Annotated in this window: 13 protein-coding genes; 4 read left to right on the forward strand and 9 right to left on the reverse strand. The window is 69.7% G+C overall.

What is annotated here, in order from left to right:
• Nucleotides 1–15: 15 nt before the first annotated feature.
• Nucleotides 16–918, reverse strand: coding sequence for a MurR/RpiR family transcriptional regulator (locus EPAKOI_RS08930; RefSeq protein ID WP_124684113.1), 903 nt, complete (start codon nt 916–918; stop codon nt 16–18).
• 288 nt (nt 919–1,206) lie between these two features.
• On the opposite strand from EPAKOI_RS08930, the gene EPAKOI_RS08935 reads away from it, so the two are divergent.
• Nucleotides 1,207–3,132 carry an ATP-binding cassette domain-containing protein gene (locus tag EPAKOI_RS08935; RefSeq protein ID WP_423192033.1) on the forward strand — a complete coding sequence of 642 codons (1,926 nt, stop codon included), beginning with the start codon at nt 1,207–1,209 and terminating at the stop codon, nt 3,130–3,132.
• A gap of 142 nt (nt 3,133–3,274) precedes the next feature.
• Here EPAKOI_RS08935 and EPAKOI_RS08940 read toward each other — a convergent pair whose 3' ends face one another.
• The 3 genes from EPAKOI_RS08940 to alr all read right to left on the reverse strand — a co-directional run bounded on the left by EPAKOI_RS08940 (nt 3,275) and on the right by alr (nt 6,413).
• Nucleotides 3,275–3,760 (reverse strand): disulfide bond formation protein B, encoded by a 486-nt coding sequence (locus tag EPAKOI_RS08940; RefSeq protein WP_124684111.1) that lies wholly within the window; start codon nt 3,758–3,760, stop codon nt 3,275–3,277.
• Between the two features lie 123 nt (nt 3,761–3,883).
• Nucleotides 3,884–5,251 (reverse strand): DNA repair protein RadA, encoded by a 1,368-nt coding sequence (gene radA, locus EPAKOI_RS08945; RefSeq protein ID WP_124684110.1) that lies wholly within the window; start codon nt 5,249–5,251, stop codon nt 3,884–3,886.
• Nucleotides 5,252–5,291: 40 nt separating this feature from the next.
• Nucleotides 5,292–6,413 (reverse strand): alanine racemase, encoded by a 1,122-nt coding sequence (alr, locus tag EPAKOI_RS08950; protein ID WP_124684109.1) that lies wholly within the window; start codon nt 6,411–6,413, stop codon nt 5,292–5,294.
• Between the two features lie 471 nt (nt 6,414–6,884).
• On the opposite strand from alr, the gene lplT reads away from it, so the two are divergent.
• Nucleotides 6,885–8,204: a lysophospholipid transporter LplT gene (gene lplT, locus EPAKOI_RS08955; protein WP_124684108.1), complete on the forward strand. Its 1,320-nt coding sequence runs from the start codon at nt 6,885–6,887 to the stop codon at nt 8,202–8,204.
• A 17-nt stretch (nt 8,205–8,221) separates the two neighbouring features.
• On the opposite strand, the gene EPAKOI_RS08960 is transcribed toward lplT, so the two are convergent.
• Genes EPAKOI_RS08960 through tsaB form a run of 4 tightly spaced genes read right to left on the reverse strand, consistent with a single transcriptional unit; the run spans nt 8,222 to nt 11,499 of the window.
• Nucleotides 8,222–9,313 (reverse strand): DUF1853 family protein, encoded by a 1,092-nt coding sequence (locus tag EPAKOI_RS08960; RefSeq protein ID WP_423192034.1) that lies wholly within the window; start codon nt 9,311–9,313, stop codon nt 8,222–8,224.
• On the reverse strand, nt 9,288–10,202 hold the full coding sequence (locus EPAKOI_RS08965; protein ID WP_423192035.1) for a uracil-DNA glycosylase: 915 nt from the start codon (nt 10,200–10,202) through the stop codon (nt 9,288–9,290). The genes EPAKOI_RS08960 and EPAKOI_RS08965 overlap by 26 nt, the downstream gene beginning before the upstream one ends.
• Nucleotides 10,199–10,744 (reverse strand): ribosomal protein S18-alanine N-acetyltransferase, encoded by a 546-nt coding sequence (rimI, locus tag EPAKOI_RS08970; protein ID WP_124684105.1) that lies wholly within the window; start codon nt 10,742–10,744, stop codon nt 10,199–10,201. Before rimI ends, EPAKOI_RS08965 begins: the two co-directional genes overlap by 4 nt.
• A complete protein-coding gene (gene tsaB / locus EPAKOI_RS08975) occupies nt 10,741–11,499 on the reverse strand; it encodes a tRNA (adenosine(37)-N6)-threonylcarbamoyltransferase complex dimerization subunit type 1 TsaB (protein WP_423192036.1) in 759 nt (252 codons plus the stop codon). Before tsaB ends, rimI begins: the two co-directional genes overlap by 4 nt.
• A gap of 167 nt (nt 11,500–11,666) precedes the next feature.
• Between tsaB and EPAKOI_RS08980 the strand changes: the two genes are divergently transcribed.
• A complete protein-coding gene (locus tag EPAKOI_RS08980; RefSeq protein WP_124684103.1) occupies nt 11,667–11,936 on the forward strand; it encodes an acyl-CoA-binding protein in 270 nt (89 codons plus the stop codon).
• A 135-nt stretch (nt 11,937–12,071) separates the two neighbouring features.
• Nucleotides 12,072–12,464, forward strand: a complete 393-nt coding sequence (locus tag EPAKOI_RS08985; RefSeq protein WP_124684102.1) for a hypothetical protein — start codon at nt 12,072–12,074, stop codon at nt 12,462–12,464.
• Between the two features lie 16 nt (nt 12,465–12,480).
• On the opposite strand, the gene EPAKOI_RS08990 is transcribed toward EPAKOI_RS08985, so the two are convergent.
• Complete coding sequence (locus EPAKOI_RS08990; protein ID WP_423192037.1) at nt 12,481–13,854, reverse strand: DHA2 family efflux MFS transporter permease subunit; 1,374 nt, start codon at nt 13,852–13,854, stop codon at nt 12,481–12,483.
• Nucleotides 13,855–13,909: the final 55 nt, after the last annotated feature.

Below are 13,909 nucleotides of genomic sequence, written 5' to 3' on the forward strand. Positions count from 1 at the left end.
CTTCCCTTCTTTGCTTCAGTCGGAGGATTTCGGTGCGGCGCGGTCGTCGCGCGCACCGGGCGCGCCATACAGCCACGGCAGCAGGAATTCGGTCATTTCGGCGGCGGCCTTGACGGCCCGCACCGAGCGGTACGACACGGCCCCGCACAGCGCCTCGATCAGCGCCAGCACGGTGGCCTCGGAATTGGCCGACAGCCGGTTGCCGGCGTTGGCGTAGAGCGCGATGTCGGCCAGCGGCGCCAGCGGCGACGTGGGGCCGTCGGTCAGCGCCAGCAGCCGGCCGCCGTGCATCTTCACGCGCTGGGCCAGCTTGATCGAGTCGGTGACGTAGCGCGGAAACGCGATGCAGACCACCAGGTCGCGCGGCGTGAGCTTGAACAGTTGCCGCGCTGCGTGCGACGCGCCGCCCACCGTCGATACCGACGTCACCATGCGGCAGTGCATCTCCAGCCCGTGCTGCATCAGCCCGGCCAGGTAGCCGCTGGCGCCAAAGCCCATCACGTAGACGCGCTCGGCCTGCAGGATCGCGTCGACGGCGCGCTCGATGGACTCGGGGTCCAGGTTGCGCCGCGTCGATTCGAGGTTGCGGGCGCCGTCTTCCAGCGAGGCCGCGAACACGTCGGCCACGGTTGACGGCCGCGCCAGTTCGTCGCGCAGGCGCTCCACCGGCGCCAGCGTGGCCTCGAAACCGCGCACCAGCTCGGCCCGGAACTGCGGATAGCCGTCGAAGCCCAGCGCCTTGGCAAAGCGGTTGGCGGTGGCCACGGACACTTCCACGGCCGCCGCGAACTCGTCGATCCGCATCGTGGCCGCGCGAAACAGGTTGTCCAGCACATAGTTCGCCATGCGCTGGTGCGCGGGCGTCAGTGTGGGCAGCGCGCGGGCGATGCGTTCGGAAATCGTCTGGCCGTTGGACATGGCAGGAGCGTGACGGTGGGAAATGGGCAGGCGGCGCACCATTTCGGCGCCGATTGCGGGTCACGCGGGCAATCGACAATGAAAAGGCACTTTCGCAGTGCAGCAACCAATGTAAATAAATTTACACGCAAATGCTGTGCCCGCGCGACCGAAAGTGACGGTCTAGGGGAAATCCCTCAATACATGGGGGCGGACATGCAAGCTCGCTGAAAGCCGCCGCGCGCGGCACGGGCCGGGCGGCCCGCCACGGCGCTACAATGCCGGCCTGCCGAAACCACGGTGAGTCTTGTGATACGAATCGACCAGCTTGTCCTCCAGCGCGGCACCAAGGTGCTGTTCGACCACACCAGCGTGACGCTCAACCCGGGCGAGCGCGTGGGCCTTGTCGGCGCCAACGGGAGCGGCAAGTCCACGCTGTTTTCCATGCTGCGCGGCGAACTGCATGCCGATGGCGGCGATGTGATCGTTCCTGCCCAGTGGCGCATCGCGCACGTGGCGCAGGAAACCCCGGCCGTGGACCGCACGGCCGTGGACTATGTCATCGACGGCGACACGCGGCTGCGCGCCATCGAATCTCGCATTGCCGGCGCGCAGGCCAGCGGCGACGGATCGGCCGAGGCCGAGGCGCACGCCGCCTACGCCGATGCCGACGGCTACACGGCCGCCGCCCGCGCCGAGGCGCTGCTGCTGGGGCTGGGCTTCACGCTGCCGCAGGTGTCGCAGCCGGTGGCGTCGTTCTCGGGCGGCTGGCGCATGCGGCTGAACCTGGCCCAGGCGCTGATGTGCCCGTCCGACCTGCTGCTGCTCGACGAACCGACCAACCACCTGGACCTCGACGCCATTGTCTGGCTGGAAGACTGGCTGGCGCGCTACCCGGGCACGCTGGTGATGATCTCGCACGACCGCGAGTTCCTGGACGCGATCTGCACGGTCACGGTCCACATCGAGAACCAGCAGCTCAAGCGCTACGGCGGCAACTACACCCAGTTCGAGACCATGCGGCTGCAGCAGATGGCCCAGCAGCAGGCCGCCTACACGCGCCAGCAGAAGGAAATCGCGCACCTGGAATCGTTCATCACGCGCTTCAAGGCCAAGGCCACCAAGGCGCGGCAGGCGCAGAGCCGGGTCAAGGCGCTGGAGAAGATGGAGCGGCTGGCGCCCGTGCACGTGGCGGCCGGCTTCGCGTTCGAATTCCGCGAGCCCGATTCGGCGCCCAATCCGATGATGGTGCTGGACAACGTGGACTGCGGCTACGCCGAGGCCGACCCGCCCGTCACCATCCTGCACCGGCTCATGCTGTCGATCCAGAACGGCCAGCGCATCGGCCTGCTGGGCGCCAACGGCCAGGGCAAGTCGACGCTGGTCAAGACGCTGGCCGGCACGCAGCCGCCGCTGAACGGCACGCTGCGGCTGGGCAAGGGGCTGGTCATCGGCTACTTTGCGCAGCACCAGCTCGAAACGCTGCGCGACCACGATTCGCCGCTGCAGCACCTGGCGCGGCTGGCCCCGGACGTGCGCGAGCAGGAACTGCGCGACTTCCTGGGCAGCTTCAACTTCCGGGGCGACATGGCCACGTCGCCCATCGAACCGTTCTCGGGCGGCGAAAAGGCCCGGCTGGCGCTGTCGCTGATCGTCTGGCAGAAGCCGAACCTGCTGCTGCTGGACGAGCCGACCAACCACCTGGACCTGGACACCCGCGAGGCGCTGACCATGGCGCTGGCCCAGTTCGAAGGCACGCTGATCCTGGTCTCGCACGACCGCCACCTGCTGCGCGCCACGTCGGACCAGTTCATGCTGGTGGCCGACGGCACGATCCAGCCGTTCGACGGCGACCTGGACGACTACCGCGACTGGCTGCTGCAGCAGGCCGCCGCCAAGCGCAACGCCGCCGTGGCCAGCCACGCGGCCGACGCCGGCGCGCCCGCCGTCAACCGCCGCGACCAGCGCCGCGCCGAAGCCGACGAACGCCAGCGGCTGTCCGCGCTGCGCAAGCCGCTGACCAAGGAACTGGAAAAGGTGGAAAAGCGCATGTCGACGCTGCAGGCCGACAAGACCGCCATTGACGCCTTCATGGCCGAATCCTCAAGCTACGAGGACGCCAACAAGGCCAGGCTGATGGAAATGCTCAAGCGCCAGGCCGACGTCACCGGCGAACTGGACCAATTGGAGGAACGCTGGCTGGCACTGCAGGAACAGATCGAGCAGATTGCTTGAAGGGTGCTTGAGATTGCTTGAGGGCGGCTGGGGGGGGCACTCCCCTCTCCCGCTAGCGGGAGAGGGGGTTTGGGGGAGAGGGCGTTGAGATTCAAATTACGACTTGTCGCCGGTGGAACCGCCTGCCCTCACCCCCAGCTCCCTACCGAAAATTCTTCTCCCGCCGGATCAGGCCCACTGCCAGCGTCAGCGTCAGGATGACCAGCCAGATCAGCGACCAGGCCGGGATCGACAGGCCGAACAGCGGCGGCAGCGGCGCGGTGCAGAGGCCGTCGGAATAGAACAACTGCGGCAGCAGCTTGGCCGTGGGCAGCGCGTTGACCCAGTTCTCCAGCGGGTCGATGCCGCACGACGACTTCGGGTTCAGCAGCAGCGACACGTGGTAGCCGGCCACCGCAATCCCGGCCACGCCCGACAGCATGCCCAGCCCCTGCCACAGCGTGCGCGTGTTCTGCGCGATGGCCGCCAGCAGCGAGAACACGCCGATGCCGACGAACGCGAACCGCTGCATGATGCAGAGCGGACACGGCTGGTAGCCTTCCACGAACTGCATGTACAGCGCGGCGCCCAGCAGGGCGAACGAGACGATGGCGATCAGCAGGAAATAGGGTCGGGAATTGGCTTGCATGGGAACGGATGCGTCGAATGCCAGGAACGGCGTCGACGCGAATTATTACCGATTTTGATGACCCACAGCCGGCCCGCCGCGTAATTGGGCGGCCCGGCCGCTGTGGTCGATTGACGCACCCGCTCAGTCCAGTTGCCGCACGCGGTCGATGGCCTGCTCCAGGCGGTCCACGGCAATCACTTCCAGCCCGTCGATGGCCTGCTTGGGTGCGTTGGCCTTCGGAATCACGGCCGTCGTGAAGCCCAGCTTGGCCGCCTCGCGCAGCCGCTCCTGCCCGCGCGGGCTGGGCCGGATCTCGCCGGCCAGCCCCACCTCGCCGAACACCACCAGGCCGCGCGGCAGCGGCTTGTTGCGCATCGACGAATGGATCGACAGCAGCACGGCCAGGTCCGCCGCCGGTTCGCTGATCTTGACCCCGCCCACCGCGTTCAGAAACACGTCCTGGTCGAAGCACGCGATGCCCGCGTGCCGGTGCAGCACCGCCAGCAGCATCGCCAGCCGGTTCTGCTCCAGCCCCACGGCCAGCCGGCGCGGGTTCGGCACGTTGGCCGTGTCCACCAGCGCCTGCACCTCCACCAGCAGCGGCCGCGTGCCCTCCTGCGTCACCAGCACGCACGAGCCGGCCACCTGCTCGGCATGCTGCGACAGGAACAGCGCCGACGGATTGCTGATGCCGCGCAGCCCGCGCTCGGTCATCGCAAAAACGCCAAGCTCGTTGACCGCGCCAAAGCGGTTCTTGAACGCGCGGATCAGCCGGTGCGACGAATGGGTGTCGCCCTCGAAGTACAGCACCGTATCGACGATATGTTCGAGCACGCGCGGCCCGGCCAGGCTGCCTTCCTTGGTCACGTGGCCGACGAGGATGATGGTCGTGCCGCTGCTCTTGGCAATGCGCGTCAGTTGCGCCGCGCATTCGCGCACCTGGGCCACAGAGCCCGGCGCCGACGTCAGCGCGTCCGAGTACAGCGTCTGGATCGAGTCGATCACGGCCACCTCGGGCTTGTCCGCCTCCAGCGCGGCCTGGATCTTCTCCAGCTGGATCTCGGCCAGCAGGCCCAGCGAGGCCGCCTCCACGCCCAGCCGGTGGGCGCGCAGCGCGATCTGGGCGCCCGATTCCTCGCCGCTCACGTACAGCACGCGCCGGCTGGCCGACAGGTTGGCCAGCGTCTGCAACAGCAGCGTGGACTTGCCGATGCCGGGGTCGCCGCCAATCAGCACCACCCCGCCGGACACCAGCCCGCCGCCCAGCACGCGGTCGAACTCGTCGATGCCCGTGGTGAAGCGCGGCACGTCGGCCGCTTCGATATCGCTCAGCTTGCGGACCACGGCCGACGCCGCCAGCGGCTGGAAGCGCCGCGCGGCCGACGAGCCCGAGTCGGCCACGGTTTCGACAAGTGTGTTCCAGGCGTTGCATTGCGGGCACTGGCCCGCCCAGCGCGGCGCGGTGCCGCCGCATTCGGTACAGGTGTAGACGGTCTTGGTCTTGGCCATCGGCGAGAAAGTGGAAGTCGGGGTCGGACGGCGGCCGGGCTCAGGCGCCGTGGACGGCGGCGCTGTCGGCGGTGGTCAGCGTGGCAACGGTCGTCGGCACGCGCGGCGCCAGCGCGCACATCAGCTCGTAGCCCACCGTGCCGCTGGCCGCGGCCACGTCGTCGATCGGCAGCCCATGGCCCCAGAGCGTGACCGGCGTGCCGACGCGGGCCTTCGGGCACGGGGTCAGGTCCACGCAGAGCATGTCCATCGACACGCGGCCCACCAGTTCGGTGCGCACGCCGTCCACCAGCACCGGCGCGCGCCGCTCGCCCCAGCCCGCCGCGTGGCGCGGGTAGCCGTCGGCATAGCCGCAGGCCACCACGCCAATCCGCATCGGGCGGTCAGCCGTGTACATCGACCCGTAGCCGACCGTGTCGCCGGGCTGCAGGTCCTGTACCCCGATCAGTTCGCTATGCAGCGACATGGCCGGCTGGAGGCCGGTCTCCGCGATGTCGGCCGACAGCCCGGTGGGCGAGCCGCCGTACAGGATCACGCCCGGCCGCACCCAGTTGCGGTGCGCGGACGGGTGCCAGAGCACGGCCGCCGAGTTCGACAGGCTGGCCTCGCCCGGCAGGTTGGCCGTGGCGGTCTCGAATGCCTGGATCTGGTGCGCGATGCCGCGCGGGCTGTCGGCATCGGAAAAATGCGTCATGTGGACGATGCTCCCCACGCACGACAGCGTGCGCGCCCGCTCCCAAGCCGCCCGGTACTGCGCCGGGCGGAAGCCCAGCCGGTTCATCCCGGTATTGAGCTTGAGCTGGATGGGCAGCGGACCCTTGGGCCGGGCCAGCTCCAGCATGCGGAGCTGTTCCTCGCAATGAATGGCCGTGGTGAGGCGATATTGTTCGATCAGGGGAACATCCTGCGGCTGGAAGAATCCCTCCAGGAGCAGTATCGGTCCCTGCCAGCCCAGTTCGCGCAGCAGCACGGCCTCGTCAAGGTCCAGCAGCCCGAAGCCGTCGGTGGCTTTCAGGCCGGCAAACGCCCGGCGGATGCCGTGGCCGTAGGCGTTGGCCTTGACCACGGCCCAGACGCGGGCGTCCGGCGCGTGGCGGCGGACCACCTCAAGGTTGTTGGCCAGCGCGGGCTGGTGGATGACGGCGTGAATGGGTCTTGGCATGGGAATGACAACTTGGGTGGACTGCCGCACGCTGGTGCGCGGTCCGGGTTCGGGTAGACCCGGTCGGCAGCCCGCTGGATTCGGGCGTTGAGGTGGCACACACTGTGCATCGGAAGGCATCTGGCATGGCTGGCCGGTGCGGACGCTGGGGCCCACCTCGCGCAGGCGGTATTTGACCACATTCACGAGCCGGGTCTGGGAATCCATCCGGGCATGTACTGTCCAATGCGCGTCCGCCGGTGTGCTGAAATGTCGCGGATTCGTGATATAAAGCCGGACGCTCCGGCCATGTTTTAAAAGAGAAGCAATATGTCAATGACGGTAAGGCAAGCCGCAAGGCGCGCGAAGGTAGCGTCGCCGCCCCACTTTGACAAGGCAGGCGCGACAGGTTCCCTGCAAGCCACCGCGCTGCCCGCCGGTGCACTTTTGCCCGTCCAAACGGATGCCCGCGATGGAGACAAAGTCCAAGGTATGAAGAAGGGTTTCTACACGATCATGGCCGCGCAGTTTTTCTCGTCGCTGGCCGACAATGCCCTGCTCATCGCGGCCATTGCCCTTCTGACCGAGTTGCATTCCCCGCAGTGGATGACGCCGCTGCTCAAGCTGTTCTTCGTGCTGTCCTACGTGGTGCTGGCCGCCTTCGTGGGCGCCTTTGCCGACTCGATGCCCAAGGGCAAGGTGATGCTGATCACCAACGCGATCAAGATCGTCGGCTGCGCCATCATGATGTTCGGGCTGCACCCGCTGCTGGCCTACGGCGTGGTCGGGTTCGGCGCGGCGGCCTATTCGCCGGCCAAGTACGGCATCCTGACCGAGCTGCTGCCGCCCGAGAAGCTGGTCATGGCCAACGGCTGGATCGAGGGCCTGACGGTCGGGTCGATCATCCTGGGCACCGTGGTGGGCGGCGCGCTGATATCGGTGCACCTGTCGACCATCCTGCTGCGGCTGGACCTGCCCTACGTCGACACCGGCATCAACACCCCGGCCGAGGCGGCCATGGTGGTGATCATGCTGTTCTACTTCGTCGCCGCCGTCTTCAACCTGTTCATCCCGGACACGGGCGCGCGCTATCCCCAGCAGGAAAAGAACCCGGTCAAGCTGATTGCCGAATTCGGCGACTGCTTCATCGCGCTGTGGCGCGACAAGCTCGGCCAGATCTCGCTGGCCGTGACCACGCTGTTCTGGGGCGTGGGCGCCACGCTGCAGTTCATCGTGCTCAAGTGGGCCGAGAAGTCGCTGGGGCTGAACCTGTCGCAGGGCGCGCTGCTCCAGGCCGTGGTGGCCGTGGGCGTGGCCGTGGGCGCCATCATGGCCGCCGCGCGCATCCCGCTGCGCCGCTCGCTGTCGGTGCTGCCGTTCGGCGTGGCCATGGGCGCCACCGTGGTGCTGATGGCGTTCTACACCAAGGACACCATGCCGGACGTGACGCTGGACGTGTTCGGCATGGCCATGCCGCTGTACATGGCCATCGCGTACGTGTTCCTGATGATCGTGGGCGCCATGTCGGGCTATTTCGTGGTGCCGATGAACGCGCTGCTGCAGCACCGGGGCCACGTGCTGCTGTCGGCCGGCCACTCCATCGCGGTGCAGAACTTCAACGAGAACGTGTCGGTGCTGCTGATGCTGTGCCTGTACGCGCTGCTGATCAAGCTGAACGTGCCGATCGGCTTCGTGATCGTCGCGCTGGGCCTGTTCATCGTGGCGACGATGGCGCTGGTCATGCGGCTGCACAAGCACAATGTGCGGGTGTACAACTCGCTGGCGATGATCGGCGAGGACAAGCACCACTAGGCCCGCCAGCCCTCCCCTTACGGCGCGGCGGCCCGCTGCGCCGCCCTGGCCTCCCACCCGTCCGGCACCACGAACCCGCGCGACCGCTCGCGCCAGGTGCCGGGCGCGCCCTCCGCTTCCACCAGTTCGCAGACCATGACCGGCGCCTCGCGGCGCCAGGCGTGGACGGCATCCGAGAACCGCTCGGCCAGCCCGTCGCGCAGCGCCTCGGCCGATTCGGTGCCGGCGGCCGGCACGCGGGCGCCCGACAGCCAGTCGGTGCGCGACAGCCGGCACCACCGCACGTCCTGCCGCGCCGGCTCGGTTGCCCAGCCGTGCCAGCTATCGAGCGTGCGCCACCACCCGTTCAGGTGATCGGGCGCGATGCCCAGCGCATCGAGACCGGCCGGCATCGCCCCATCGCGATAGAACAGCCAGCCCAGCAGGTAGACCTCGCTGCGGTCCACGGGCCGCCCGACCACGGCCTGCGCCTCGGCGGTGCGGCCCAGCGGCAACTGGCGCCGGACGATATGGTCGAGCTTGTCGCCCAGCCGGTCCACGAGGTTCGGGCCGACGAACGCACGGTCGCTGGCGTGGCCGCCGACGTGCAGGTAGAACTTGGCGGCCATCTCCCAATGCACGGTCGCCTCGGCGGCCGGATCGCGCCAGAGCACGTCCAGTTCGCCCAGCGTCTGCACGCCGTGGCCGTTGGCGCGGCGGATCGGCACGTTGGCGGCCAGCAGGTCGACGCCCGGCGCGTGTTGCAGCGCGAAGTGCAGCAGCCGCTCGGCATGGCGGCCCAGCCGCAGGCTGCGGCTGCCGGTGGGGTCGGGATGCTGGCTCAGTTCGGCGATGGTCTCGGGCAGGCCCGCGGCATCGGCCTGCCCCAGCCACGTGCGCCAGGCGGCGCGGGCACCGGCCGGCCACTGCGCCAGCCGGGCCGGCGCATCGCCATAGACGGCGGGAAGATGGGAAAGCAGCGCGGGCGACAGCGAGCACCACGCCAGGTCGCGCGTGCGCTGCGACGGCGCGCCGCACCAGAGCGGCAGCGGCGTGTCCACCCCGGACGGCGCGCAGCCGCCCGGCAGGTTCAGTTGCGCGAGATCAGGCTTCAGCTCCCGCACGGTCATGTACCTCGCGGGCCAGGCACAGGTCCTCCCAGGCGCGCGCCTTGTCAGTCAGCGTGCGCAACAGGTAGGCCGGGTGGTAGGTCACCACGACGGGAATGCCTTCGTACTGGTGCACCGTGCCGCGCAGCTTGCCGATCGGCGTGGTCGCGCGCAGCAGCGACTGCGCGGCGAACCGGCCCAGCACGACAATCACCTTCGGCTGGATCAGCGCGATCTGGCGCCGCAAGTACGGCTCGCAGGCCGCCACCTCGTCCGGCTCCGGATTGCGGTTGCCGGGCGGCCGGCACTTGAGCACGTTGGCGATGTAGACGTTCTGCCCGCGCGCCAGGCCCAGCGCGCCAAGCATGTTGTCGAGCAGCTTGCCGGCCTGGCCGACGAACGGCTCGCCCTGCAGGTCCTCGTTCTCGCCGGGCGCCTCGCCCACGAGCATCCAGTCGGCCTGTGTGTCGCCCACGCCGAACACGGTCTGCGTGCGCGATTCGCACAGCCCGCAGGCGGTGCAGCCGGCCACGCTGTCGGCCAGGTCCGGCCACGCCATGGCGGCGATGGCCGCCGCGCGGCCCGAAGGGTCCGGCAGGCGCGACACGGGCGCGGCGGCGCGCGGCGCAGGCGGCGGGGACGGCGGCGGGACGTCGAATGCCTCGACGGTCTCGGCCAGTTCCAGCGCGGCGTCGGCCGGGTCGATGACGGGGGCGGCGCGCGGGATGGCCGACGCTTCGGTCAGAGCTTCGGCACGAACTTCCGCCGCCGCCTCCGCCACGACCGACTCCGCCGGCTCCACGGCCAGCGGCACGCCAGCCTCTTCGCCCACCTCATCGCCCGCCGGCTGGCGCGGCACCCACTCGGCGGGAATGCCCAGCACTTCCAGGAACATCGCGCGGCGGTTCATGTGGCGGCTCCCGCGTCATCGGCCGTCCACACGCGGCGCAGCACCAGCGCGTCCTCGCGCCCGAGCGCCGTGGCCGGGTAGTAGCCCTTGCGGCGGCCGATCTCGACAAACCCGGCCTCCAGGTACAGCGCCAGCGCGCCCAGGTTCGACGGCCGCACTTCCAGCAGCATGGTCCGCAACTGGTGCGCGTGCGACGTGGCCAGCGCAATGGCCAGCAGCAGCCGGCCGTAGCCCTGCCGCTGGTAGGTCGGGTCGATCGTGATGTTGAGCAGGTGCATCTCGTCGACCACCGGCATCAGCATCGCGTAGCCGATCAGCGCCCGCGACGGGTCGCGCATCGTCAGGCCGAAATGGCCGGCCTTCAGAGAATTCTCAAAGTTGCCGCGCGTCCACGGATGGCTGTAGGCGCGCTGCTCGATCGCGGCGACTTCGGCCAAATCTCGCGCGCTCATGTGGTCGAGCGCCCAGCCCGGCGCCAGCGCCGGCATCACCGGCACCAGCGGCCAGTCGGGCCGTTCGGCGGGCAGCAGCGCGGCGCTCATGCGGCACCTCCGGCCAGCGCGGCGGCCTTGGCCGCGGCAACGGCTTCGCGCTCGGCGATGGTCTGGGCAACCTTGTCGCGCACGTAGATCGGCATGGCGTCGGCGGCGTCGATGGTCTCGCCGCGCGCCAGCGCCCGCAGGCCGATGGCGACCATCGCGCGGGCATCGGGCATGGCGTCCGGCACGGTGCGGGCCGCGCCGGCGGCCACGGCCAGCCGCTCGCCGAACACCGTGGCGGCGTTGCCGGCCAGCCAGTAATCGCCGTCCGGGGCGGCTACCGCCTCGGGCGCGCCCACGTGCATGGCGCCGGCCATCGACCATTCCCCGGCGGCGGCGTCCCAGCGGAACGTGGCGGCGTAGGCTTCGTCCATGCGGGCGTCCAGCGCCACCAGCACGGCGGCGCCGGCGGGCAGCGGCGGCGTGCCGGTGCGTACACTTTCGGCACAGGCCATCAGGACGTTGACGGGGATGACGGGCAGGTCGGCGCCAAAGGCCAGGCCCTGGGCCACGCCGCAGGCGGTGCGCAGGCCCGTGAACGATCCGGGGCCGGCGCCGAAGGCGATGGCGGCGCAGTCGGCCAGGCGGAAGCCGGCTTCGGCCAGCACCTCGCCCACGGCGGGCAGCACGCGCGACGACGACCGCGCGCCGGTGTGCTCATGACGGGAGAAACACTCGATGGCACCGTCGGGGGCGGCGCGCCCGAGTGCGACGGAACACCACTCTGTGGAGGTTTCGACAGCAAGAATCCAGGACATGGCAGCGATTGTATCCGCTGCCGGGGCAAAGCAGTATTGGCGCCGGCACGCGGCGCGCACCGGGCCGCGCGGCCCGACCGAAGGCTTCCTCGATTTTTTTGCCGCCGAACGGACGGCGCGGGCGCTTATCATCGGCCCTTGTCATTGCCATCCCACCCGGAGACCCCATGAGCGACCTGCAGGCCCAATTCGACCAGGCCCAAATCGACGTCAAGACGCTGGCCGAGCGCCCCAACAACATGACGCTGCTGCGCCTGTACGCGCTTTACAAGCAGGGTGCCGAGGGCGACGCGCACGGCGACAAGCCCGGCATGACCGATTTCGTCGGCCGCTACAAGTTCGAGGCCTGGGAGGCGCTCAAGGGCACCAGCCAGGACGACGCCAAGCAGAAGTACGTGGAACTGGTGGCCGACCTGCTGGCCGGCCGCGCCAGCTGATCCGGCTCCCCTGCTCTCTGCTGCCGGCGCCCACTCCGGGCCCGGCGCGGCGGGCGCCGCCCACGCGGCGCTCAGCCCGCGGTCTTTCCTGCCGATAACCAGACTATCCGCAATGGTGTCGTACCCCAGGCAGACATGAAGACATTCCGAGTGCTGTTCACCGCCGGCGCGCTGGCGCTGCCCGCGGCGCTGACGGCCGCACCGCACGCCGCCCACCCCGCGCAGCCATCGGCCAGGACAGCCGCACCGGCCGCGCCGGCCTATGATCCGGTGCGCTACCGGTCGTGCACGGTCTACGCGGCCACGGCGCTGTCGGCGGCCGTGGACATGCGCACGCATGGCTACAGCGCCAAGCGGGCACTGTTCGAAGGCGGCAACCCGCCCTCCGCGCCGATGGTGGCGCTGACCGAATTCGCCGCGTCGGCCATCCAGGCCCGCCCGGCCGGCGGCCGCGACGCCGCCTCCACGCTCAGCGGCTTCCTGGCTGGCGTCTGCTACCAGCGCAACGAACTGCCGACACTGCAGTAACGCCGCGCCAGGCGCCCTAGCCCGGCGGCGCCGGACGCGGCCGGATGCGCCACGCGGCCAGCATCGCCGTGGCGATCACCACTCCCACGGCCAGGAACGTCTCGTCGAACGCCCGGATCTGGGCCGCCTGCACCGCCTGCGCGGCCATCTGGCCGCCGGCGCCCAGCATCACGCCGTGCTCGGCCAGCCGCCATTCCAGCCCCACGCCGGCCAGGCTCACCCCAATCGCCCCGCCCAGCTGGCGCAGGAAGTTGATGCAGCTCGACCCTTGCGCAATCAGCGAGAAATCGACGCCGCGCATCGATCCGAGGGTCAGCGACGGCAGGATGCAGCCAAGCCCGATCCGCCCGATCACGGCATACAGCACGATCAGCAGGTACGGCGTGGCCATCGAGCCAGTGGCCATCAACAGGAACGACCCCGCCAGCAGCGCCAGCCCGAACGACACCTGCTTGTGCGGCAGGATGCGGCTGGTCAGCCGGCCAGCCACGGCGATGGTCACGGCCAGCGCGATGCCGGCCGGCATCAGCACCAGCCCGGCCGCCGACGGCGTATAGGCCAGCGCCGTCTGCATGTAGACCGGCAGCAGGTACGTGGAGCCGAACAGCCCGGCGCCGTAGATGAACGCGACGATGGCGCCGGCCGCGAACTGGCGGTAGCTGTAGAGCCGCATGTTCATGAGCGGATCGGGCGCGCGCAGTTGCCAGGCCACGAACACGGCCAGCATGACCACGCCGAACAGCGCCAGGCCGATGCCCTCGCCGGCGTTGGCACGCATCGCCACCAGCCCGTTGAGCAGGCTGACGGTAGCCACGCCCACCAGCGCCAGCCCGCGCCAGTCCAGCGGCTTGCGCTCGCCAATCATCGCCGAATCCACGGCCATGTAGCGGCGCGCCATCCACCAGCCGGCCAGCGTCAGCGGCACCACGACAAAGAAGATCGAGCGCCAGCCGAACAGTTCGACCAGGAAACCGCCCAGGCTGGGGCCGATGGCCGGCGCCAGCACCACGCCAAAGCCGAACAGCGACATCGCGCGGCCCTGCTCGCGCTCGTCGAACGCGCGCAGGATGAAGATGTTGGGCAGCGGCTGCATGATGCCGGCGGCGATGCCCTCGGCCACGCGCATGGCCAGCATCACGCCGAACGTTGGCGAGAACCCGCCGACCAGCCCGCCGGTGCCCAGCAGCAGCAGCGTGCCGATGAACGTGCGCCGCAGCCCGTAGCGGTTGAGCAGCCACGGCGTCAGCAGCATCGACATCGTCATGGCGATCATGAAGCTGGCCGCCACCCACTGGGCGCGCTCCTGGCCCAGCACGAAATGGCGGCTCAGGTCGGGAATGGCCACGTTGACGATGGTCGAGGAGACGATCGACGACATCGCGCCCAGCATCAGCGTGAGCAGGATCAGCCAGCGCAGGCGGTCGCCGTAGCGGTCGCGCAGCGCG

The organism is Cupriavidus sp. H18C2 (assembly GCF_049393795.1).
Classification (GTDB): Bacteria; Pseudomonadota; Gammaproteobacteria; order Burkholderiales; family Burkholderiaceae; genus Cupriavidus; species Cupriavidus pauculus_C.